General features: G+C 71.1%; 18 protein-coding genes. 11 read left to right on the top strand and 7 right to left on the bottom strand.

The window, feature by feature from the left end; translation table 11 throughout:
- Positions 1–64 precede the first annotated feature (64 nt).
- A complete protein-coding gene (locus tag ACZ5XS_RS14465; RefSeq protein WP_468651275.1) occupies positions 65–1,105 on the top strand; it encodes a bile acid:sodium symporter family protein in 1,041 nt (346 codons plus the stop codon).
- Here the strand turns inward: ACZ5XS_RS14465 and ACZ5XS_RS14460 are convergent.
- Entirely contained in the window at positions 1,041–2,270 is a 1,230-nt protein-coding gene (locus tag ACZ5XS_RS14460) for a DUF4185 domain-containing protein (RefSeq protein WP_468651109.1), read from the bottom strand. The genes ACZ5XS_RS14465 and ACZ5XS_RS14460 overlap by 65 nt on opposite strands.
- An 11-nt stretch (positions 2,271–2,281) precedes the next feature.
- On the bottom strand, positions 2,282–4,150 hold the full coding sequence (locus ACZ5XS_RS14455; protein ID WP_468651273.1) for an exo-alpha-sialidase: 1,869 nt from the start codon (positions 4,148–4,150) through the stop codon (positions 2,282–2,284).
- 275 nt (positions 4,151–4,425) lie between these two features.
- Here ACZ5XS_RS14455 and ACZ5XS_RS14450 point away from each other — a divergent pair, with 275 nt between their 5' ends.
- Entirely contained in the window at positions 4,426–4,971 is a 546-nt protein-coding gene (locus ACZ5XS_RS14450) for an isochorismatase family protein (RefSeq protein ID WP_468651107.1), read from the top strand.
- 71 nt (positions 4,972–5,042) lie between these two features.
- On the opposite strand, the gene fdhD is transcribed toward ACZ5XS_RS14450, so the two are convergent.
- Genes fdhD through ACZ5XS_RS14425 form a run of 5 tightly spaced genes read right to left on the bottom strand, consistent with a single transcriptional unit; the run spans position 5,043 to position 11,486 of the window.
- Positions 5,043–5,891, bottom strand: a complete 849-nt coding sequence (gene fdhD, locus ACZ5XS_RS14445) for a formate dehydrogenase accessory sulfurtransferase FdhD (protein ID WP_468651105.1) — start codon at positions 5,889–5,891, stop codon at positions 5,043–5,045.
- A 7-nt stretch (positions 5,892–5,898) separates the two neighbouring features.
- Positions 5,899–6,759, bottom strand: coding sequence for a 2Fe-2S iron-sulfur cluster-binding protein (locus ACZ5XS_RS14440; protein ID WP_468651104.1), 861 nt, complete (start codon positions 6,757–6,759; stop codon positions 5,899–5,901).
- Positions 6,756–8,588, bottom strand: coding sequence for an NADH-ubiquinone oxidoreductase-F iron-sulfur binding region domain-containing protein (locus tag ACZ5XS_RS14435; protein WP_468651102.1), 1,833 nt, complete (start codon positions 8,586–8,588; stop codon positions 6,756–6,758). Before ACZ5XS_RS14435 ends, ACZ5XS_RS14440 begins: the two co-directional genes overlap by 4 nt.
- Positions 8,589–8,592: 4 nt before the next feature.
- Positions 8,593–10,518 carry a molybdopterin oxidoreductase family protein gene (locus ACZ5XS_RS14430; RefSeq protein ID WP_468651100.1) on the bottom strand — a complete coding sequence of 642 codons (1,926 nt, stop codon included), beginning with the start codon at positions 10,516–10,518 and terminating at the stop codon, positions 8,593–8,595.
- The gene (locus ACZ5XS_RS14425; protein ID WP_468651099.1) at positions 10,515–11,486 is read right to left on the bottom strand and encodes a 2-dehydropantoate 2-reductase; all 972 of its coding nucleotides are present in this window, start codon (positions 11,484–11,486) and stop codon (positions 10,515–10,517) included. The genes ACZ5XS_RS14430 and ACZ5XS_RS14425 overlap by 4 nt, the downstream gene beginning before the upstream one ends.
- A gap of 255 nt (positions 11,487–11,741) precedes the next feature.
- On the opposite strand from ACZ5XS_RS14425, the gene ACZ5XS_RS14420 reads away from it, so the two are divergent.
- From ACZ5XS_RS14420 to ACZ5XS_RS14380, 9 genes are all read left to right on the top strand, one after another.
- On the top strand, positions 11,742–13,076 hold the full coding sequence (locus ACZ5XS_RS14420; RefSeq protein WP_468651097.1) for an OFA family MFS transporter: 1,335 nt from the start codon (positions 11,742–11,744) through the stop codon (positions 13,074–13,076).
- A complete protein-coding gene (locus ACZ5XS_RS14415; protein WP_302185473.1) occupies positions 13,045–13,179 on the top strand; it encodes an MFS transporter small subunit in 135 nt (44 codons plus the stop codon). Before ACZ5XS_RS14420 ends, ACZ5XS_RS14415 begins: the two co-directional genes overlap by 32 nt.
- A gap of 147 nt (positions 13,180–13,326) precedes the next feature.
- Positions 13,327–14,268, top strand: a complete 942-nt coding sequence (locus tag ACZ5XS_RS14410) for a beta-ketoacyl-ACP synthase III (protein WP_468651095.1) — start codon at positions 13,327–13,329, stop codon at positions 14,266–14,268.
- Positions 14,269–14,431: 163 nt separating this feature from the next.
- Positions 14,432–15,109 (top strand): GntR family transcriptional regulator, encoded by a 678-nt coding sequence (locus ACZ5XS_RS14405; RefSeq protein ID WP_468651093.1) that lies wholly within the window; start codon positions 14,432–14,434, stop codon positions 15,107–15,109.
- Between the two features lie 543 nt (positions 15,110–15,652).
- Positions 15,653–16,834, top strand: coding sequence for an ROK family transcriptional regulator (locus ACZ5XS_RS14400; protein WP_468651091.1), 1,182 nt, complete (start codon positions 15,653–15,655; stop codon positions 16,832–16,834).
- A gap of 256 nt (positions 16,835–17,090) precedes the next feature.
- Entirely contained in the window at positions 17,091–18,608 is a 1,518-nt protein-coding gene (locus tag ACZ5XS_RS14395; RefSeq protein ID WP_468651089.1) for a sugar ABC transporter ATP-binding protein, read from the top strand.
- Positions 18,605–19,624, top strand: a complete 1,020-nt coding sequence (locus ACZ5XS_RS14390) for an ABC transporter permease (RefSeq protein WP_468651087.1) — start codon at positions 18,605–18,607, stop codon at positions 19,622–19,624. Before ACZ5XS_RS14395 ends, ACZ5XS_RS14390 begins: the two co-directional genes overlap by 4 nt.
- Before the next feature lie 17 nt (positions 19,625–19,641).
- Positions 19,642–20,703: a substrate-binding domain-containing protein gene (locus ACZ5XS_RS14385; RefSeq protein ID WP_468651086.1), complete on the top strand. Its 1,062-nt coding sequence runs from the start codon at positions 19,642–19,644 to the stop codon at positions 20,701–20,703.
- A gap of 83 nt (positions 20,704–20,786) precedes the next feature.
- Positions 20,787–22,073, top strand: coding sequence for a Gfo/Idh/MocA family protein (locus ACZ5XS_RS14380; RefSeq protein ID WP_468651084.1), 1,287 nt, complete (start codon positions 20,787–20,789; stop codon positions 22,071–22,073).
- Positions 22,074–22,081 lie beyond the last annotated feature (8 nt).

The raw sequence follows: 22,081 nt of genomic DNA, 5'->3' as shown, positions 1-22,081 counted from the left end.
CCCCGCACCGCCGACAGCACCGAGCAAGTGGAGCACCGTGAAACGCCTGCGATGGCCGAGCTGGATGCCGATCGACCCCTACATCCTGCTGCTGATCGGGACGGTGGGCCTCGCCGCCCTCCTCCCCGCCCGCGGGACGGCGGCCGACGTGGCCTCCGGCGCCTCCACGGGTGCGATCGCCTTCCTCTTCTTCCTCTACGGCGCCCGGCTGTCCACCCGTGAGTCGCTGGACGGGCTCAAGCACTGGCGCCTCCACATCACCGTCCTGGCCTGCACGTTCGTCCTGTTCCCCCTGCTGGGCCTGGCCGCCCGCGGACTGGTGCCCGTCTTCCTGACCCACCCGCTCTACCAGGGCCTGCTCTTCCTCACGCTCGTCCCCTCGACGATCCAGTCGTCGATCGCCTTCACCTCCATGGCCCGAGGAAACGTTCCCGCCGCGATCTGCGCCGGCTCCTTCTCCTCACTGGTGGGGATCGTCGTCACCCCGCTGCTGGCGGCCGCCCTGCTCGGCGGCAGCGCCGGCGGGTTCTCCGCCGACTCCCTGCTGGAGATCGTGCTCCAGCTGCTGGTGCCGTTCCTCGCCGGGCAGCTGCTGCGCCGCTGGATCGGCGGCTTCGTCACCCGGCACAAGAAGGTCCTCGGGCTGGTCGACCGCGGCTCGATCCTCCTCGTCGTCTACACGGCGTTCAGCGAGGGCATGGTCCAGGGCGTCTGGCGCCAGGTCAGCCCCCTCAGGCTGGCCGGCCTGCTGGGCGTGGAGGCCGTGCTCCTCGCCGTGATGCTGGCGCTCACCTGGTACGGCAGCAAGGCGCTCCGCTTCGGCCGCGAGGACCGGATCGCGATCCAGTTCGCCGGCTCGAAGAAGTCCCTGGCCTCCGGACTGCCCATGGCGAGCGTCCTGTTCGGCGCGCACGCCGCGCTGGCCGTGCTGCCGTTGATGCTCTTCCACCAGATGCAGCTGATGGTGTGCGCGGTGATCGCCAAGCGCCGCTCGCACGACCCCTACGACAGTCACGGTGCCGACGCCGCTGCCGCGGAGGTCACCCCGCCGGCTTCAGCCGCAGGGTCACGAACCGCGGTCGGTACAGGGAAACGTTCCGATTGAGCTGGGCCGCCGCCCCCGTCGGCTCCAGCCAGTTGACATCGTAGCTCAGCACCAGCCGTCCGTCCCCGCCGAGTTCCGGATGCACCTGCGGGTTGTAGGCGGCGACCTGTCCCGGCGGCAACGACGGGGTGAAGTCCTTCGCCGGGCCGTGCCACGGCCCGGTGGGCGAACAGGCCCAGTACGAGGTCACGGTGGTCAGCCCCCGCGTCCCCGCCGCCATCGTGAACAGCACGTACGTCCCGCCCTGTCGCACCACCGAGAACGCACTGCCCACCCCGGTGCGCCGCCCGTCCCCCAGCACCGCCCCCGGCCGGGCCCGCGCCGCCCAGTCGGAGCCGTCCCAGTACTCCCAGGCGGCGGGGTCCCCGAGCCCGCCCTCGGGCACCCGCGCCACGTACGCGTGTGAGGCGGGCCGGGACGCGGCCTGCCCGTCGTCGCCGCCGAACACATACGTCCAGCCGCCCTCGTCGACCAGCGTCGTACCGAACAGCACCCGCCGGGACGGATCCCGCACGGGCCGCTGGTCGAGCACCTCGACCACCGACTCGACCCGCAGGTCGGGCAGGGACAGCGTGGCGACCTCGGTGGCGGTGGGCATCCCGTAGATCCACGGCGCCGGTCCCGCCGTCCGCACCCACAGCAGCACCCGCAGCACCTGTTCCTCGGAGCCGGGGGAGCGGGGCTCGACGCGGGCCGCGACCGGCCAGCGCCACTGGTCCGGGCCCGGGTCGGGGAAGAGCGGCGCGGGCAGCGTGCCCGCGAGGCGCCCGTCGTCCATCAGCACGGCCGAGTTGCGCACCAGGGGAGCCGTCCCGTCCCGCCACGCGTACGACTCGCCGACCGGGTTGGGCGGCCGGTGCACCTGGCCGAGGTAAGTGTCCGAGAACAGCCACAGCAGCCGTCCGTCCGGCAGCCGCACCGAGTGCGTGCCGTCGCCGCCGGTCCAGTCGTCGGTACGGTTCGCGTCGTCGCCGTAGCGGGCGAACTCGGCGTTCATACGGTCGTCCGCCGCCCACGAGCCGACGGTATGCGGTATACAGTCTCCCGGATCTTGTCGATCGTCGTCTTCCGGCAGCGCGCTGAGCAGCACCGCCGCGAGAACCAGGGTCAGCAGCAGGCCGACCACGGTTCCCGTCCGTTGTCGTGCTCGTACGTCCTCGGGCACGCTCCCGGACGTTAGCGGCTGTTGCTCACGTGGTCCATGGGCAGCCACACGACGGCGTTCCCCGCAAGTGCGCTCCCGGCCTTGATCTCCTCGTCGGTGAGCGCCCGGTCCCACACGCGCACGTCGTCGATCGCGCCGGTGAAGAAGGCCCGGCCGTCCATGCGTTGCCCGACGTGCACGCCGAACGGCGCGTTGCGGCTGACCGAACCCGGCACATCCGCGGTGCCGATCGCCGTACCGTCGACGAACAGGGTCAGCCGGCCGCCGCCGCGGCGCAGCGCCAGGTGGTGCCAGCGGCCGTCGTTGTAGGCGCCGGTGGTCGCGACGGACGCCGTGCGCACGCCTCTCGCGCCGTCCCGCACGGTGATGAGGCCGTGCACCCGGTTGTCCGCCGGTTCGCCGCGCAGCCAGATCTGCGGCTGGCTGTCGCCGGCTCCGCCCATCCACAGCAGTGGCTGCTCTCCGTTCACGGCGGTGTGGCGGAACCGGAGCGACGCCGTGAACTCCTTTGCGCGCAGGGCCAATTGCTCGCGGAACGGCAGGCGTACGGCGTCGTCGGCGCCGTCGAACTCCAGCGCCCCGCCCAGCACCCCGTCCGTCACCCGGGCGCCGCCGAGCACGGCCGCGTTCCCGGCGCCCGGGGCGAGATCGACGGTGGTCGGGTCCGGGCCGCGGCGCGCTCGCAGCCAGTCCCGGGTGAAGCGGACGAAGCGGATCTCGTCACGGGCGTCCACCGCACCGCCCTCGTACAGCAGGCCCACCGTGTCGTCGTCGATCGGCGCCAGGTCGGAGTAGCCGGACCAGTCCGTGGTGACGACCGTGCCCCGGTCGACGCTCTCCCAGGTGGCGCCGCCGTCGTAGGAGGAACGGATCATCATGGTCCGGCGGCGGTCGGGGTCGCCGGGGCAGGACAGCAGGAGGCGGTCGCCGAAGGGGAGTGCCGCGCACTGCACCTGGGGGGCGTAGAGGTCCGGGACGGCGTGGAAGGGTGCGGTGAAGCTGGTGCCGCCGTCGAGGCTGACGGCCTGGGTGCGGTGGCCGATGTCGGTGCCGTTCTGCTCGCGGCCGCTGACCAGGACCGTGCCGTCGGCGCGCTCGGCGATTGTCAGTTCGGACGGTTTCTGCCGGAAGGTGCGGTCCTCGGCGGTCGGCCACGAGTCGGTGGCGCCGACCTCCCAGTGGTCGCCGCCGTCGTCGCTGACGATGAGCGCCGCGTGGCCGGTGGTGACCCGAGTGCCGTCCCACGTGTCGGCGTTGACGCCGAAGACCAGCCGGCCGGCGTGCGCGCCGCGGGTGAGCTGGATGCCGTGCACCGGGCCGGTGGCGTACCAGGAGTTCCAGTTCGCGGGCCGGATCTCGGCGCTCAGGTCGCGCGGCGTCGACCAGGTCAGGCCGTCGTCGTCGCTGTACTGCAGATGGGGCTTGCGCTCGCAGGGCGCGGAGCAGCCGGCGCTGTCTTTCCGGCCGCGGTTGTACGTCTCGGCGAGCAGAATGCGGCCGGTGTTCCGGTCCACGACCGGGGCCGGGTTGCCGTGCGTGTCACCCGCGCCCTCGTTGACGACCTGGAGCGGGCCCCAGGTGCGGCCGCCGTCCGTGGAGCGCTTCAGGACGATGTCGATGTCGGCGGCGTCACCGCAGTTGAGGACGCGGCCCTCGGCGAAGGCCAACAGTGTGCCGTCGACTGTATGCACGATCGCCGGAATGCGGAAACAGGCGTAACCGGGGTCCTGGGACGCCTTGAAGAGCACCTGCTGCTCGGACTCACGCGTCGGAGCGGGTGACTGCGCGTGGACGGGACCGGGCGAGGCGGCCAGTGCCGCCGTCGCCATGACCACTGCCAGAGCGCTGGATGCAGGATGTGCGCGAAGCCGTACCGGCAGGAGGCGACCTGCCCATTCCTGTCTGAACATCCGGACAGGCTATGTCTGACGGTCAGTCATACGCGTCAGCGCCGGGGCGGGCCCGCTGCTCCGGACGGGTGGTGCGGAACCGGCGAGGCAGGCGGGGGCGCCCACGGGGAAGGCGGCCCGCAAGGCCGACGACGGACACCTCGCACGCCGGCCGCCGGCCGCGAGGGCTGCCGCACGCGGCCGGTTCATCGGCCCGTCGATCCGGATTTCCGGTACGGACGGCTGACGGCGGATAACGTTCCGTCATGAACGCACCTCACACCGCCGGTTCCCGGCTCGCGCTCGACCCCGCGCGCACCGCCCTCGTGCTCGTCGACCTGATGGACCGCATCGTCGCGCTGCCTTTGGAGCCCCGAAAGGGCACCGAACTCCTGGCGGTCTCCGATGAGTTGGCGGCCGGCTTCCGCTCGGCGGGCGCGCTCGTCGTCCTGGTCCGGGTCGAGCGTCCCGGTGTCGCCGAGCAGCCGGCCGGCAGCGGGCTGGTGCCGGGCCTGCTCAGGGACGGCGACCTCGAGATCGTGAAGCGGACGATCGGCGGCTTCCAGGGCACCGGCCTGGACGAGCGCCTGCGGGACCACGGCGTCAGCACACTGGTGTTCGGGGGCATCGCCACCAACCTCGGCGTCGAGTCCACCGCCCGCGCCGCCGGCGACCTCGGCTACGACCTGGTCTTCGTCGAGGACGCCATGGCCGCGTTCACCGCCGCCGAGCACGAGGCGTCGGTGCGCCTCGACTTCCCGCGGCTGGGGGCGGTCGTGACCGCCGCGGAGGTGCGCTTCAGCACGGGCTGAGGCGGGGCCCCTGCGGCGCAGGGGGCGCTCCCCGCCGGTCGGGGCCCCGCCGCCGTGTCGCGGGGAGCCGGTCAGCCCTGGGCGGCCGCAGCCTGCAGAGCGATACGGCCCTCGCCCGCGTACACGTTCATGGAACTGCCCCGCAGGAAGCCCACCAGGGTCAGCCCCGCCTCCGCCGCCAGGTCCACCGCCAGCGACGAGGGGGCCGACACCGCGGCGAGCACCGGGATGCCCGCCATCACGGCCTTCTGCGCCAGCTCGAAGGAGGCCCGGCCCGACACCAGCAGGATGGCGCGGGACAGCGGCAGGTCCCCGTCCTGCAGGGCACGGCCGACCAGTTTGTCGACCGCGTTGTGCCGGCCCACGTCCTCGCGTATGTCGAGCAGCTCGCCGTCCTCGGTGAACAGGGCCGCCGCGTGCAGGCCTCCCGTCCGGTCGAAGACCCGCTGGGCCGCGCGGAGCCGGTCGGGGAGGCTCGCGAGCAGCTCGGGCCCGACGCGGACCGGGGGAGTGTCGGCGATGGGCCAGCAGGCGGTCGTGCGGACGGCGTCGAGGCTCGCCTTGCCGCACAGGCCGCAGGACGAGGTGGTGTACACGTTCCGTTCGAGCGTGATGTCGGGCATCGTCACGTCCGGGGCGGTCCTCACGTCCACCACGTTGTACGTGTTCGAGCCGTCTGCGGTCGCCCCCGCACAGTAGACAATGTTCAGCAGATCGGATGCGGCGGCCAGAACGCCCTCGCTCACCAGGAAACCGGCGGCGAGCGCGAAGTCGTCACCCGGTGTGCGCATGGTGATCGCGAGTGACTTGCCGTTCAGCCGGATCTCCAGCGGTTCCTCGGCGACGAGCGTGTCCGGGCGGCTGGAGACCACCCCGTCCCGGATCCGCATCACCTTGCGTCGTTCCGTGACTCGTCCCATGTCCTGATCAGCCCCGGTTCTGTACGTGCTGGTAGCCGAAACGGCCCTTGATGCAGAGATTGCCGTGGGTCACCGGGTTGTCGTGCGGCGAGGTGACCTTCACGATCTCATTGTCCTGCACGTGGAGCGTGAGGTTGCAGCCCACTCCGCAGTAGGCGCACACCGTGGTCGTCTCGGCCTGCGCCGACTCGTCCCACGTACCCGCCGCCCGCATGTCGAACTCCGACTTGAAGGACAGGGCTCCCGTGGGGCACACCTCGATACAGTTGCCGCAGTACACACACGCCGAGTCGGTCAGCGGCGCGTCGTGCTCGACGGCGATCCGGGCGTCGAAACCGCGGCCGGTGACGGAGATGGCGAACGTGTTCTGCCACTGGTCGCCGCAGGCGTCCACGCACTTGTAGCAGAGGATGCACTTGTCGTAGTCGCGCACGTACAGGTCGTTGTCGACCCGGGGTTCCTCGTCGAGGCGGGCCGCTTGTGGGCCGAAACGGTCCGGCTTCGCCTCGTACTCCTTGATCCACTCGGCGAACCTCGGCGTCATCGACATGTCGACCGATGAGGCGAGCAGTTCGAGGACGATCCTGCGGCTGTGCCGGGCCCGTTCGGTGCCGGTCCTCACCTGCATGCCGGGCTCGGCTGTGCGGGAACAGGCGGGGACCAGGGTGCGCGCGCCCTCGACCTCGACGACGCAGAGGCGGCAGGCGTTCTTGGGCGTGAGGGTGTCGCCCTCGCAGAGCGTCGGGATGTCCTTCCCGGCCGCCCGGCAGGCGTCGAGGATGGTCGAGCCCTCGGGGACCCTGGCCTCCACCCCGTCGATGGTGAACTCCAGCAGGCGGCGGGGGATCCCCAGCGGTGTCACGGTCATTCGTACGCCCCCAGGCGGTCGATGGCGGATTCCACGGCGTTCCACGCGGTCTGCCCCAGACCGCAGATGGAGGCGTCCCGCATGGCGCGGCCGACCTCCCTGAGCAGGGCGATGTCGTCGGCCGCCGCCGCGCCGGTGCGCTCCGCGATCCGGTGCAGCGCCTCCTCCTGCCGTACGGTCCCGACCCGGCACGGCACGCACTGACCACACGACTCGTCACGGAAGAACTCGGCGATCCGCAGGAGGAGCCGGGGCAGCGGGACCGTGTCGTCGAAGGCCATCACCACCCCGGAGCCGAGAGTGGTGCCCGCCTGGCGGGTGCCCTCGAAGGTGAGCGGGGTGTCCCGTTCGTCCGGCCGTACGAAGCCGCCGGCCGCCCCGCCGAGCAGGACCGCCCGAAGCCCCGCGCGCACGCCCGCCAGCTCCAGCAGCTCGCCCAGCGTCGCGCCGAACGGCAGCTCGTAGACACCGGGCCGGGTCACGCTTCCCGACACGCAGAACAGCTTCGGCCCGGTGGAACGTGCCGTGCCGATCGCCGCGTATGCCGGGGCGCCCATGGTCAGGACCGGCAGCACGTTGACCAGCGTCTCCACGTTGTTCTCGACCGTGGGCTTGCCGAACAGGCCCTTCTCCACGGGGAAGGGGGGCTTCGAGCGCGGCTCGCCCCGGTACCCCTCGATGGAGTTGAACAGGGCCGTCTCCTCCCCGCAGATGTAGGCCCCCGCGCCCCGCCGGATCTCGATGTCGAAGGCGTAGCCCTGGCCGAGGACGTCGTCGCCGAGCAACCCACGGGCCCGCGCCTGATCGACGGCATACTGCATACGGTGTACCGCTCGTGGATACTCGCCGCGCAGATACAGGTATCCGCGGTGCGCGCCGGTCGCGTACGCCGCGATCGTCATCGCCTCCACCAGCGCGTACGGGTCGCCCTCCATGATCACGCGGTCCTTGAAGGTGCCCGGCTCGGACTCGTCCGCGTTGCACACCAGGTAGTGCGGGTGGTCGGGCTGCGACGCCGTGGCCTGCCACTTGCGGCCGGTCGGGAAGGCGGCCCCGCCACGCCCGACCAGGCCGGAGTCGGTGACCTCGCGGATGACTCCGGCGGGATGGAGGTCGAAGGCCCGGCGCAGGGCGGCGTATCCGCCGTGGGCGCGGTAGTCGTCCAGGCTCGTGGGGTCCACCACGCCGACGCGACGGAGCAACGTCAACGACGGGTCCCCCGCCTGGGGCACCGCCATCGCCGCCGACGGCTCCTTCGGCGCCGCGTCGGGTGCGCTCGCGGCGAGGACCGCCCCCTCCACGGTCGCCGGCGCCGACACCGCCGTACGCACCGGATCCCCGGCCCTGACCGCGAGCGCGGCCGGAGCCCGCTCGCACAGGCCGAGGCACGGGCTGCGCTCGACCGACACACCACTGCCGAGGCCCAGCCGGGACTCGATGCCGGCGCCCAGCCCGGACGCCCCGGCGGCCGCGCACGCCAGGTCCGTGCACACGTGCAGCACGGTCGCCGGGCGCGGCTTGACCGAGAACATGGCGTAGAAGGTGGCGACCCCGTACGCCTCGGCCGGGGGCACCGTCAGCCGCCGGCACAGGTAGTCGAGGGCGCCCTCGCTGATCCAGCCGACCCGGTCGTTGATCGCGTGCAGCCCCGGCAACAGCAGGTCCCGGCGCTCCCGGGCCGTGCGCCCGCCACGGGCCCACCTCAGGTCCGCGGCCCTCATTTCATCGCGGTCCGCTCCCTCCCACGAGGACTGAGGGGGACCGAGCAGCGCGTCGACCGCCGCCCGCTCCTCGTCCGTCGGTTTGCTGTCACCGAAGCGCAGATCCACTGCATCACCTCACGTAGGTCACAACCGGTTGCTTCTCGATGCGGATCGCCGACGCCTTGAACTCCGCCGTCCCCGCGATCGGGCAGTTCGCCTCGATCGTCAGCTGGTTGGTGTCCACCTCGTCCGGAAAGTGCATGGTCATGAAGGCCAGCCCGGGCCGCAGGGCGGTGTCGATCCACACGGGCGCGACGACCGACCCGCGCCGCGAGGAGACCCGCACCTCCTCGCCGGCCACGACCCCGTACCGTTCGGCGTCCTCCGGGCACAGCTCGACGAACTCGCCGCGCCGCAGCGGGGACGCGAAACTCCCGCTCTGCACCCCGGTGTTGTACGAGTCGAGCCGTCGGCCGGTCGTCAGCCGGATCGGGTACTCCTCGTCGGTGAGATCCACCGGCGGGTCGTGCTGTACCAGCCCGAAGGGTGCGGGCAGCCCCCGCCTCGCGGGGTCCTTCTCCCACAACCGGCCGTGCAGGTAGGTCGGTTCGAGCCGGTCGGGGTCGGGGCAGGGCCACTGGATGCCCTGGTGTTCCTCCAGGCGGTCGTACGTCATCCCGTAGTGGTCCGGCGAGACCGACCTGAGCTCGTTCCAGACGGACTCGGAGTCGGCGTACTTCCAGTCGTGGCCGAGCCGGGCCGCCAGGTCACACAGGATGTCGATGTCCTCGCGGGCCTCACCGGGCGGGGTCACCGCCCGGCGCACCCGCTGCACCCGCCGCTCGCTGTTGGTCGTGGTGCCGTCGGTCTCCGCCCAGCCGGCCGTCGCGGGCAGCACCACGTCCGCGAGCTCGGCCGTCTTCGTGAGGAAGATGTCCTGGACCACGAGGAAGTCCAGCTGCCGCATGCGCCGTACGGCCTGCTCGCCGTCCGCCTCCGACTGTGCCGGATTCTCGCCGATGCAGTAGACCGCCTTGAGGGCGCCCTCCTCCATCGCCTCGAACATCTCGGTCAGGTTCATCCCGTAGTGCGGCTGGATGACGGTGCCCCAGGCGGACTCGAACCTCAGCCGCGCCACGGGGTCGAGGATGTCCTGGAAGCCGGGCAGCCGGTTGGGGATGGCACCCATGTCACCGCCGCCCTGCACGTTGTTCTGGCCGCGCAGCGGCTGCAGACCGGAGCCGTAGCGGCCCACGTGGCCGGTGAGCAGCGACAGGTTGATCAACGCGCGCACGTTGTCGGTGCCGTTGTGGTGCTCGGTGATGCCGAGGGTCCAGCACAGCTGGGCGCGTTCGGCGCGGGCGTAGGCGTGTGCCAACTCCCTTATGGCGGCGGCCGGTACGCCCGTCACCTTCTGGGCGAGCGACAGCGTCCACGGTTCGACGAGCTGCCGGTACTCCTCGTACCCGCTGGTCGCCCGCTCGATGAAGGCCTCGTTGGCGAGGCCGGCGTGGATGATCTCGCGGCCGATCGCGTGCGCCATCGGGATGTCCGTGCCGACGTTGAGACCGAGCCAGCTCTCCGCCCACTCGGCGGTCGACGTCCGTCGAGGGTCGACCGCATACAGCCGACCGCCGTTGTGCATCCCCTTCAGCACGTGCTGGAAGAAGATCGGATGTGCGAAACGGGCGTTGGAGCCCCACATCACGATGACGTCGGTGTGCTCGATCTCCTCGTACGACGACGTCCCGCCGCCCGAGCCGAACGCCGCCGACAGGCCGGCGACGCTCGGGGCGTGACACGTGCGGTTGCAGGAGTCGACGTTGTTGGTGCCCATGACGACCCGGGCGAACTTCTGCGCCACATAGTTCATCTCGTTCGTTGCGCGCGCGCAGGAGAACATGCCGAACGCGCCGCGCGCCGCCGCGAGGCCCCGGGCGGTCCGTTCCAGCGCCTCCTCCCAGGTGGCCTGGCGGAACGGTTCGTCGCGGGAGTCCCGGACCAGTGGATGGGTGAGGCGGGTGTAGGTCTTCGGGGTTCGATCGCGTTTCCTCATGCGGCGCTCCTCGACGCGAGCAGGTCCGAGATGGCGTGCACGGTGCGCAGGGTGGGCACCTCGACGCCGGTGATCTGCGCCAGCTCGACGACGGCCGCGAGCAGCACGTCGAGTTCGAGCGGCTTGCCGCGCTCCAGGTCCTGGAGCGTGGAGGTGCGGTGGTCGCCGACACGTTCGGCGCCCGCGAGCCGGCGCTCGATGGAGACGCCGACCTCGCAGCCGAGGGCCTCGGCCACGGCCAGGGTCTCGGTCATCATGATCTCGATGACCCTGCGGGTGCCGCCGTGCCGGCACATCTGCCGCATGGTGGCGCGGGCCAGCGCGCTGATCGGGTTGAAGGAGATGTTGCCGAGCAGCTTGAGCCAGATGTCGTTGCGCAGGTCGGGCTCGACCGGGCACTTCAGCCCGCCGGCCTGCATCGCCTCGCTGAACGCCGTGCAGCGGGGCGAGAGACCGCGGTCGGGCTCGCCGACGGAGAACCGGGTTCCTTCCAGGTGCCGTACGACGCCCGGTCCTTCGAGCTCGGTGGCCGCGTAGACCACGCAACCGATGGCACGTTCGGGTGCGAGTACCGCACTGACGGTGCCGTGCGGGTCCACGCTCTCGACGCGATGGCCGTCGTAGGGGCCGCCGTGCCGGTGGAAGTACCACCAGGGGATGCCGTTCTGGGCGGCCACCACCGCCGTGGAGTCGTGCAGAAGAGGCTCGATCAGCGGCCCGCACGCCGCGTACGAGTGGGCCTTCAGGCCCAGGAAGACGAAGTCGACCGGGCCGACCTCGGCCGGGTCGTCGGTGGCGTGTGCGTGCGCGGTGAAGTCACCGCGGGGGCTGAGGACGTGCACGCCGTGCTGCCTCATGGCCGCGAGATGCGGTCCACGGGCGACGAGGTGCACGTCGGCGCCCGCACGGTGGAGCGCGGCGCCGACGTAGGCGCCGATCGCTCCGGCGCCGAGTACTGCGACTTTCATGCCAGGGAGCTCCGTTCGGTCGAGGGTACCGAGGAACTGCCGAACTCTGTCGACGAAATATTGTCTACAGTATGGAGGTTGCGTCAGCAAGGGTTCGGGCACGATGGGGCGATGGGGACCCGCTCCTCAACCCGGTCGGACCCGGTCGGCAGGACCGGTCGGCAGGACCGTTCGGCGCGCACGGCATACCGTTCATCGCATACGGTCGACGCGCCGCCTTCTCAACTGCCGTGATCCTTCCTACCGTTCTGGATCATGAGTCCCCCAGTCGCACCCCCAGGGTGGAGCCGCTGGCTGGTTCCGCCCGCCGCGCTCTCAGTCCACCTCTCCATCGGCCAGGCCTACGCCTGGAGCGTCTTCAAGCCGCCGCTCGAATCCGCACTCGGCCTCAGCGGAACCCAGAGCGCGCTGCCCTTCCAGCTGGGCATCGTCATGCTCGGTCTGTCGGCCGCGTTCGGCGGCACGCTCGTGGAGCGCAAAGGGCCGCGCTGGGCGATGACCGTGGCCCTGATCTGCTTCTCGTCCGGCTTCCTGCTCTCCGCGCTCGGCGCGGTCACCGAGCAGTACTGGCTGATCGTCTTCGGCTACGGCTTCGTCGGCGGGATCGGTCTCGGCATCGGCTACATCTCGCCCGTCTCCACACTGATCAAGTGGTTCCCGGACCGGCCCGGCATGGCCACCGGCATCGCCATCATGGGCTTCGGCGGCGGCGCGCTGATCGCCTCGCCCTGGTCGGCACAGATGCTGGAGTCGTTCGGCGGCGACAGCTCGGGGATCGCCCTCGCGTTTCTCGTACACGGGCTTTCGTATGCGGTCTTCATGACCCTGGGCGTACTGCTCGTGCGGGTGCCGCACACCGCGAAGCCGGTCGAAGGCGCACCAAGTGCCCTCGCCGGACCGCAGGTCTCCGCCCGCGGTGCCGTGCGCACACCGCAGTTCTGGTGCCTGTGGGTCGTGCTCTGCATGAACGTGACCGCGGGTATCGGCATCCTGGAGAAGGCCGCCCCGATGATCACGGACTTCTTCGCGGACACCTCCACGCCGGTGTCGGTGTCGGCCGCCGCCGGCTTCGTCGCCCTGCTGTCCGCGGCCAACATGGCGGGCCGTATCGGCTGGTCGTCGACCTCCGACCTGATCGGCCGCAAGAACATCTACCGCCTCTACCTCGGGGTGGGCGCGGTGATGTACGCGCTGATCGCCCTGTTCGGCGACTCGTCGAAGCCCTTGTTCATCCTGTGCGCGCTGGTGATCCTCTCCTTCTACGGCGGCGGGTTCGCGACCGTCCCCGCCTACCTGAAGGACCTTTTCGGCACCTACCAGGTCGGCGCGATCCACGGGCGGCTGCTCACCGCATGGTCCACGGCGGGCGTCCTCGGGCCGCTGATCGTGAACTGGGTCGCCGACCGGCAGGAGGAGGCCGGCCGCCACGGGGCGTCGCTGTACGGTCTGTCGTTCGTCATCATGATCGGACTGCTCGTCGTCGGCTTCGTCGCCAACGAGCTCGTCCGGCCCGTCCATGTCCGTCACCACATCCCCGCCCCGAGGGAGGAGGCCGTCGATGTCCACCGACAGCAGTCAGAGTCCGCCTGACCGGCGAGGGCTGATCGCCTTCGCCTGGGTGTGGGTGGGAGCGCCGCTCGCCTACGGGCTGTACGAACTGGTGCAGAAGGCGACACAGCTGTTCACCGGGTGAGCCCGGGAAAGTGTCCGGGCGTCCGGAAGTCTGACGGAAGCCGACAAGCAAGGCCGCGGTTTCCTGTGGCTTCACCTGCCGCCGTACCCGCGAGTCACTGATCAGACTGGTGAATCCCGCTACCTGAACTACGAGGGGGATTCGCCCATGAACGGCTCACGCATCGCTGCCGTCGGCCATTACCAGCCCGCCAGGGTACTCACCAACGAGGAACTGGCGGGCATGGTCGACACCAGCGACGAGTGGATCAGGTCCCGGGTGGGCATCCGGACCCGCCGTATCGCCGGGCCGGACGAGCCGGTCGACGAGCTGGCCGCGCACGCCGCCGCCAAGGCGCTCGCCGCGGCCGGCCTGACCCCCGCCGACATCGACCTGGTGCTGGTGGCCACGTCGACCGCGGTCGACCGTTCGCCGAACATGGCCGCCCGGGTCGCCGCCCGGCTCGGCATCCCCTCGCCCGCCGCGATGGATCTCAACGTCGTGTGCGCCGGCTTCACCCACGCCCTGGCCACCGCCGACCACACCCTGCGGGCGGGCGCCGCGACCCGCGCGCTCGTCATCGGCGCCGACAAGATGTCGGAGGTCGCCGACTGGACCGACCGTACGACCTGCGTGCTCGTCGGCGACGGCGCGGGCGCCGCCGTGGTCGAGCCGGCGGAGACGGAACCCGGTATCGGGCCGGTGCTGTGGGGATCGGTGCCCGAGATGGGGAACGCGGTACGCATCGAGGGACAGCCCGCGCGGTTCGCGCAGGAGGGGCAGAGCGTCTACCGCTGGGCGACCACCCAGCTGCCGCCCCTCGCCCGCCGGGCCTGCGAACGCGCGGGATTCACCCCCGCGGACCTCGCCGCGGTCGTGCTGCACCAGGCGAACCTGCGGATCATCGAACCCCTCGCGGAGAAGCTGGGTGCCGTCAACGCGGTGATCGCGCGGGATGTCACCGAATCAGGTAACACGTCGGCGGCGAGCATTCCGCTCGCGTTCTCCAAGCTGGTGGAGCAGGGCGCGATCTCCACGGGGGATCCGGTGCTGCTCTTCGGCTTCGGCGGGAACCTGTCGTACGCCGGACAGGTCGTCCGCTGTCCCTGACGTGCCCTGACGCGCCGGTACAACGGGATGTGACGAGGAAGACTGACCGCTCCTCTGGCAACTGTGCACCGTAGACTGTAGACGAAAGACAATCGATACTGGGTCTACGGGTGACACCGGCTTTACGGCTGCTGTGCACGGCCCGCCGAGGAGGGGGACCGCGATGTTGTCGACAGGACTGCCGCAGGGAGCAGTGCCCAAACTCGAAAGGCCCGGCCCGCTGCGGGACCGTGTCTACGAGGCGCTGCTCGAACTCATCACCACCCGTGCCCTGCAGCCCGGCCAGCACCTCGTGGAGAGCGAACTCGCCGGCCATCTCGGGGTCTCCCGGCAGCCGGTGCGTGAGGCCTTGCAGCGGCTGAACACCGAGGGCTGGGTCGATCTGCGCCCCGCCCAGGGCGCGTTCGTGCACGAGCCCACCGAGGAGGAGGCCGACCAACTCCTCACCGTGCGCACGCTGTTGGAGGCCGAGGCCGCCCGACTGGCCGCCGCGAACGCGGACAAGGCCGGCATCGAGGCGCTGGAGGAGATCGTGGCGCAGGGCAGGCTGGCGGTCGCCTCCGACGACGTGGACGCCGCCGTCGCCCTGAACGCCCGCTTCCACGGAAAGGTCATGGAACTCGCGGGCAACGCAGTCCTCGCCGAACTCGCGGCGCAGGTCGACCGCCGGGTGCGCTGGTACTACACGCCGGTGGCCCGGCAGCGCGGAAACCAGTCCTGGATCGAACACCGGGACCTGATCGCCGCGATCGCCGACCGCGACGAGCGGCGCGCCACCGAGCTCATGCGGGAACACACCGAGCACACGCGCCGTTCGTACCACGCCCGCCAAGCGCCCTGACACTCCGCGACTTGCTCCGCAGAAGGCGTCCGCGTGCGCCCTCGCCCACTCGGCGAAGGCGCCCGGCGCCCGCCCGGTGACCACCTGCCCCGTCGGCACGACACCGACTCGTCCAGGGTGCCGTCCGGGAACTAGGCGAACAACGCGTCGGCGTAGGGCGTCGGCGGCCCGGCCGGTGCCGGCAGGACGGCCGGCGTGCCCGACTCCAGCCCGGCACACGCCTCCTCATGCGTCAGCCCTGCGGCGCGCGCAGGCCCCGGCCCAGCGCCTGGCGCGACAGTGGCGCCCCGCACCTCGCCGAGGGGCCCGGACCGCCGCCATCGGCGGGCAACAGCGGCCCGGGACCGGTCATTTCGAGGACACATCCATCCTGCGGTGCGGCGACGGGAGACACCAGGGGCGGGCCGTCTTTGTCCTGTGAGGGGAAAAAGTCTGCGGCAATCCGTGCAAGACTTCTTCCCACCTTCGGCAGCCACTGCTACGTTCCCCTCGAAAGCCCGGCGACAGGTGGCCGATTGAGGCGGGGAGGGGCTCGTGAGACGCATGACGGCACGACCCGCGAACGCTCACCAGGCCCGCCTGCTCAAGCTCCTGCGGGACGGCGGCCCCAACTCCCGTGCACAACTGGGAGACCAGGTCGATCTGTCACGGTCCAAGCTGGCCGTGGAGGTCGACCGACTGCTGGAGACGGGCCTGGTCGTGGCCGACGGACTCGCAGCCTCGCGCGGCGGCCGCCGCTCCCACAACATCAGGCTCGCGCCGGGGCTCAGGTTCCTCGGCGTCGACATCGGCGCGACCTCGGTCGACGTCGCCGTCACCAACGCCGAACTGGAGATCCTCGGCCACCTCAACCAGCCCATGGACGTACGCGAGGGCCCGGTCGCGGTCTTCGAGCAAGTCCTGGTCATGGCCGCGAAGTTGAGGGCCTCGGGACTCGCGGAGGGGTACGACGGCGCCGGCATCGGCGTCCCGGGACCCGTCCGCTTCCCCGAGGGCGTGCCGGTGGCTCCGCCGATCATGCCGGGCTGGGACGGCTTCCCCGTGCGGGAGGCCCTCAGCCAGGAACTCGGCTGCCCGGTCATGGTCGACAACGACGTGAACCTGATGGCGATGGGGGAGATGCACGCGGGCGTCGCACGCTCCGTGGGCGACTTCCTCTGCGTCAAGATCGGCACCGGCATCGGCTGCGGCATCGTCGCCGGCGGTGACGTCCACCGCGGGGTGACGGGCAGTGCGGGCGACATCGGGCACATCCAGGCCGTGCCCGACGGACGACCGTGTGCCTGCGGCAACCGGGGCTGCCTGGAAGCCCACTTCAGCGGGGCGGCCCTCGCCAGGGACGCCACGGACGCGGCCCAGCAGGGCCTCTCGGTGGAACTCGCGACCCGCCTGGAGACGAACGGCGGCCTCACCGCCGTCGACGTCGCCGCCGCGGCCGCCGCGGGCGACGCCACCGCCCTCGACCTGATCCGCGAGGGCGGCGACCGGGTCGGGCAGGTCATCGCCGGACTGGTCAGCTTCTTCAACCCCGGCCTGGTGGTGATCGGCGGCGGGGTCACCGGCCTCGGCCACACCCTGCTCGCCGCGATCCGCACCCAGGTCTACCGTCAGTCGCTGCCCCTCGCGACCGGCAACCTGCCGATCGTCCTGGGGGAGTTGGGTCCCACCGCCGGAGTGATCGGCGCGGCCCGTCTCATCAGCGACCACCTGTTCTCACCCGCGTAAACCACCGACCTCGCACGCTCGCCAGCACACCTCATACGCTGACCCGCCGACCGCATACGCCTGCCGGCAGATCACCTGCACGTGCCGTCAGACCCCACACAACTGTCAGCAGACCCCATACACCTGCCAGCAGACTCCATACGTTCGCCCGCAGACCTCATCCGGCATATCGCCGACGGTATACAGCTCACCGGCACCCAGCCCGGCTTCGCCCTGCCCTGAATCCGGCCCGCACGCCTGCCAGGGGGACCCGCACATGGCACCACAACCCACGCTGCTCAGCATGTCCGGCATCACCAAGTCGTTCCCCGGAGTCCGGGCCCTCGACGGCGTCGACCTCGACGTCCAGGCCGGAGAGGTGCACTGCCTGCTCGGTCAGAACGGTGCCGGCAAGTCCACTCTCATCAAGGTCCTGGCCGGTGTTCACCAGCCCGACACCGGTACCATCCGCTGGCTCGGCGATGCGGTCACGCTCCGCTCGCCGATCGCCGCGATGCGCCTCGGCATCGCCACCATCTACCAGGAACTGGACCTGGTGGAGCACCTGTCGGTGGCCGAGAACGTCCACCTGGGCCATGAACCCACGGCGGCCGGTTTCGTCGTACGCGGCAAGGCGGCGCGAGCGTCGACGGCCGCGCTGCTCAAGCGACTCGGGCATCCGGAGATCGACACCGGCCGTCTGGTGGGGGAGTTGTCGGCCGCCCAGCAGCAGATCGTGTCCATGGCCCGGGCGCTCTCGCACGACGTACGGCTGATCGTGATGGACGAACCGTCCGCCGCCCTGGACCCGGACGAGGTCGACAACCTCTTCCGGATCGTCGGCGACCTCACCGCCGACGGCGTCGCGGTCGTCTACATCTCGCACCGGCTGGAGGAGATCCGCCGCATCGGCGACCGGGTGACCGTCCTGAAGGACGGGCGGGCCGTCGCGGTCGGACTGCCCGCGAAGACGACGCCGACCCGCGAGGTCGTCGCACTGATGACGGGACGCAACGTCGAGTACGTGTTCCCGGAACGGCCCGCCCGGGCACCCGGCGGCACCCCGGTCCTGGAGGTCCGAGGGCTGGCCCGGGACGGCGAGTTCGAACCCCTCGACCTGAGCATCCGTCCCGGCGAGATCGTCGGCCTCGCCGGACTCGTCGGGTCGGGCCGCTCCGAGATCCTGGAGACGATCTACGGTGCCCGCAAACCCGCCGCCGGCCACGTCAGCGTCGACGGACGCCCGCTGCGACCCGGCAGTGTCCGCGCCGCCGTCCGCGCCGGCCTCGGACTCGCCCCCGAGGAACGCAAGGCGCAGGCCCTGCTGATGCTGGAGTCGGTCACCCGCAACGTCTCCGTCTCCTCCATGTCCCGCTTCGCCCGCGCGGGCTGGATCGACCGGAGCGCCGAACAACGGGCCGCGCGGGCCGCGACGCGCGAGCTGTCGCTGCGGCCCGACAACCCGAACGTGCCGGTGCGCACCCTGTCCGGCGGCAACCAGCAAAAGGCCGTCCTGGCCCGCTGGCTGCTGCGTGGCTGCCGGGTGCTGCTGCTCGACGAACCGACCCGCGGGGTCGACGTCGGCGCCCGCGCCGAACTGTATGCAGTCGTCCGTCGACTGGCTGACGAAGGCCTCGCCGTGCTGCTGGTCTCCAGCGAGGTCCCCGAGGTGCTCGGCCTCGCCGACCGTGTCCTGGTGCTGCGCGAGGGTCGCGTCGTCCACACGGCGCCCGCCCGCGACCTCGACGAACATCGCGTCCTCGACCTCGTCATGGAAGGAAGCCCCGCGTCATGACGCAGCCCGTCTCACCGCCCAGGGACAGCGCCGACAAGGTGCCGTCGACGAACGAAGCCCCGGCCTGGCGGTCCCTCGTGTTCCGCGCAGACCTGCGCACCCTCTCCCTCCTCGGCGTGCTCGCCGCGCTGCTCGTCATCGGCGGCATCACCAAGCCGGAGCAGTTCCTCGACACCCGCAACCTCCAACTCGTCCTCACCCAGGCCTCGGTGATCGGTGTCGTCACCGTCGGGATGACCTTCGTCATCACCTCCGGCGGCATCGACCTGTCCGTCGGCGCGATCGTCGCCCTCGCCTCGGTGTGGGCCACCACGGTCGCCACGCAGGAGTACGGCTTCGCGGGCATCCTCTTCACCGCCGTGATCGTCGGCGTCGGGTGCGGCCTGGTCAACGGGCTGCTCATCGCCTACGGCGGGGTGGTCCCCTTCATCGCGACGCTCGCCATGCTGGCCTCCGCCCGCGGCCTCGCACTCCAGATCACCGACGGGCGCACGCAGATCGTCACCATCGACGGCGTCCTCGACCTCGGCGAACGCGACGCGTACGTGCTCGGCGTCCCGCCCCTGGTCATGGTGTTCGCACTCGTGACGGTCATCGGATGGCTGGTGCTGAACCGGACCACCTTCGGGCGCCGCACCGTCGCCGTCGGCGGCAACGCCGAGGCCGCCCGGCTCGCCGGCATCGACGTACGCCGTCAGCGACTGTACCTCTACCTGCTGTCCGGACTGTGCTGCGGCATCGCGGCCTTCCTGCTGATCATCCTGTCCGGCTCAGGGCAGAACACCAACGGCAATCTCTACGAACTCGACGCCATCGCGGCCGCGATCATCGGCGGCACCCTGCTCAGCGGGGGGCGCGGCACCATCATCGGCTCCGTGCTCGGCGTCCTGATCTTCACCACGATCACCAACATCTTCGCCCTGAACAACCTGCAGAGCGACGTCCAGCAGATCGCCAAGGGCGCGATCATCGTCGCCGCCGTGCTGGTCCAGCGCCGTACCGCGAGCACGAACTGAGGAAAGGGTTCACCGCCATGCCAGAGCCGACGACTTCTCACAGCCGCTCCACCAGTCGCAGAGGACTGCTCTTCGGGACCGCCGCCGTCTCGGCCGGCGTCCTCCTCGCGGGTTGCACCAGCAACGAGTCCAGTGACGACGAGCCGGCGGCGAACGACCAGCCGGCCGCCGAGGACAAGCCCGGCAAGGAGGTCACCATCGGCTTCGCCGGCCCGCAGGCCGACCACGGCTGGCTCAACGCCATCAACGACAACGCCAAGAAGCGGGCCGGGAAGTACTCCGACGTCACCCTGGAGATCACCGAGGGCTCCAACGACACCGCCCAGCAGATCGGTCAGATCGAGACCCTCATCAACAAGAAGGTCGACGTCCTGGTCGTGCTGCCCGCCGACGGCAAGGCGCTCACCCAGGTCGGCCTCAAGGCGATGCGGGCGGGCATCCCGGTCGTCAACCTCGACCGGATCTTCAACACCCCGCAGGCGTACCGCTGTTGGATCGGCGGCGACAACTACGGCATGGGCCTCAGCGCCGGTCACTACATCGGCGAGAAGCTCAAGGGGAAGTCCGGTGCAAGGGTCATCGAACTGGCCGGCCTGGACAACCTGGAACTCACCAAGCAGCGCACCCAGGGCTTCGACGACGCGCTGAAGAACTACCCCAACGTCCGGAAGGTGGCCCGCCAGGCGGCCGACTTCACGGTCGAGTCCGGGCAGGCCAAGATGGCCCAGCTCCTGCAGGCACAGTCGACGTTCGACGCGCTGTGGAACCACGACGACGACCAGGGCGTGGGGGCGCTGCGCGCCATCGAGCAGGCGGGGCGCGACGACTTCCTGATGGTCGGCGGCGCGGGCGCCCTGTCCGCCTTCCAGGCCATCAAGCAGGACAACGGCGTCCTGAAGGCGACCGTCCTCTACCCGCCGACCATGGCCGCCTCCGCGATCGATCTCGCCCGCGCCCTGGGCCAGACCAAGGGCGTGAGCGGCCTCGCCGAGTACGAGATCCCGGCCTCGATCACGCTCTACTCGGCCGTCGTGGACAAGGACAACGTCGACCAGTACATGTCCACCGGCTTCAAATGAGGCGTCCCGCCGAAGGGGCCCGGTTCCTCGACGGTCCGGGCTGCACCCCCCACCGCGCCACCACGACGAGGAGGACACCGCGTATGGCACAGCCGCAGCAGTCAGCAGGGGCGGAGGAGAACGGGCCGGACAGGGCCGGGGCCCGGAACCCGGCGCCGGCCGGGGCGGAGCGCCTGGAGGGTGCCGAGGCCGGAAAGCCGGCGCTGCGCGTCGGCATGGTCGGTTACGCCTTCATGGGCGCCGCCCACTCCCAGGGCTGGCGTACCGCGGGCCGCGTCTTCGACCTGCCCCGCATCCCGGTCCTGGCCGCGCTGTGCGGACGGGACGCGGTGGCCGTCCGTGCCGCGGCCGACCGGCACGGCTGGGCGTCCACCGAGACCGACTGGCGTGCCCTGATCGCGCGGGACGACATCGATCTCGTCGACATCTGCACCCCCGGCGACAGCCACGCCGAGATCGCCCTCGCCGCCCTGGCCGCCGGCAAGCACGTGCTGTGCGAGAAACCCCTCGCGAACACCGTCGAGGAGGCCGAGGCGATGACCCGCGCGGCGGACATCGCGTATGGGAACGGTCAGTTGGCCATGGTCGGCTTCAACTACCGTCGGTTGCCCGCCACCGCGCTGGCCCGCTCGATGGTCGCCGGCGGCCGCCTCGGCACCCTGCGGCACGTGCGGGTGACGTACCTTCAGGACTGGCTGGTGGACCCTCAGTTCCCGCTGACCTGGCGCCTGCGCAGGGAACTGGCGGGCTCGGGATCACTCGGCGACCTCGGCGCGCACATCGTCGATCTCGCCCAGTACCTGGCGGGGGAACCGCTGGCCGGGGTCTCCGCCCTCACCGAGACCTTCGTACGGGAGCGTCCGCTGCCCGGCGGCCCCGGCAGCGGCCTGTCCGCGACGTCCGCCGTCGGCAGCCGCACCGGTCAGGTCACCGTGGACGACGCCGCCCTGTTCACCGGACGCTTCACCTCCGGCGCCCTCGCCTCCTTCGAGGCCACCCGGTACGCCACCGGCCGAAAGAACGCCCTGCGCATCGAACTCAACGGCGAACACGGCTCACTCGCCTTCGACTTGGAGCGCCTCAACGAACTCGCGTACCACGACGGTACGGAGCCCGCGGCGCACGCCGGCTTCCGCCGCATCCTCGTCACCGAACCCGACCACCCCTACCTGGACGCCTGGTGGCCGCCGGGCCACGGTCTCGGCTACGAGCACACCTTCGTCCACCAGGCCCGCGACCTGGTCCATGCCATCGCCGAGGGCCGCCGGCCCGAACCCTCCTTCGCCGACGGGCTCCAGGTGCAGCGCGTCCTGGCGGCGGTCGAGGAGAGCGCCGAGAAGAACTCCGTCTACACGCCCATAGCGGCCTGAGGAGGCCC

This window comes from Streptomyces sp. NPDC033131 (assembly GCF_055578365.1).
The sequence above is the reverse complement of the archived record's forward strand: the minus strand, read 5'-3'. Positions and strand labels throughout refer to the sequence as shown.

Coding starts and splice junctions, on each gene's coding strand:
- ACZ5XS_RS14410 (WP_468651095.1), top strand. CDS start 13,327: ATGAACGGCTCACGCATCGCTGCCGTCGGCCATTACCAGCCCGCCAGG.
- ACZ5XS_RS14400 (WP_468651091.1), top strand. CDS start 15,653: ATGACGGCACGACCCGCGAACGCTCACCAGGCCCGCCTGCTCAAGCTC.
- ACZ5XS_RS14390 (WP_468651087.1), top strand. CDS start 18,605: ATGACGCAGCCCGTCTCACCGCCCAGGGACAGCGCCGACAAGGTGCCG.
- ACZ5XS_RS14440 (WP_468651104.1), bottom strand. CDS start 6,759: ATGACCGTGACACCGCTGGGGATCCCCCGCCGCCTGCTGGAGTTCACC.
- ACZ5XS_RS14430 (WP_468651100.1), bottom strand. CDS start 10,518: ATGAGGAAACGCGATCGAACCCCGAAGACCTACACCCGCCTCACCCAT.
- ACZ5XS_RS14385 (WP_468651086.1), top strand. CDS start 19,642: ATGCCAGAGCCGACGACTTCTCACAGCCGCTCCACCAGTCGCAGAGGA.
- ACZ5XS_RS14450 (WP_468651107.1), top strand. CDS start 4,426: ATGAACGCACCTCACACCGCCGGTTCCCGGCTCGCGCTCGACCCCGCG.
- ACZ5XS_RS14425 (WP_468651099.1), bottom strand. CDS start 11,486: ATGAAAGTCGCAGTACTCGGCGCCGGAGCGATCGGCGCCTACGTCGGC.
- ACZ5XS_RS14405 (WP_468651093.1), top strand. CDS start 14,432: ATGTTGTCGACAGGACTGCCGCAGGGAGCAGTGCCCAAACTCGAAAGG.
- ACZ5XS_RS14415 (WP_302185473.1), top strand. CDS start 13,045: ATGTCCACCGACAGCAGTCAGAGTCCGCCTGACCGGCGAGGGCTGATC.
- ACZ5XS_RS14380 (WP_468651084.1), top strand. CDS start 20,787: ATGGCACAGCCGCAGCAGTCAGCAGGGGCGGAGGAGAACGGGCCGGAC.
- ACZ5XS_RS14420 (WP_468651097.1), top strand. CDS start 11,742: ATGAGTCCCCCAGTCGCACCCCCAGGGTGGAGCCGCTGGCTGGTTCCG.
- ACZ5XS_RS14395 (WP_468651089.1), top strand. CDS start 17,091: ATGGCACCACAACCCACGCTGCTCAGCATGTCCGGCATCACCAAGTCG.
- ACZ5XS_RS14465 (WP_468651275.1), top strand. CDS start 65: ATGCCGATCGACCCCTACATCCTGCTGCTGATCGGGACGGTGGGCCTC.
- fdhD (WP_468651105.1), bottom strand. CDS start 5,891: ATGGGACGAGTCACGGAACGACGCAAGGTGATGCGGATCCGGGACGGG.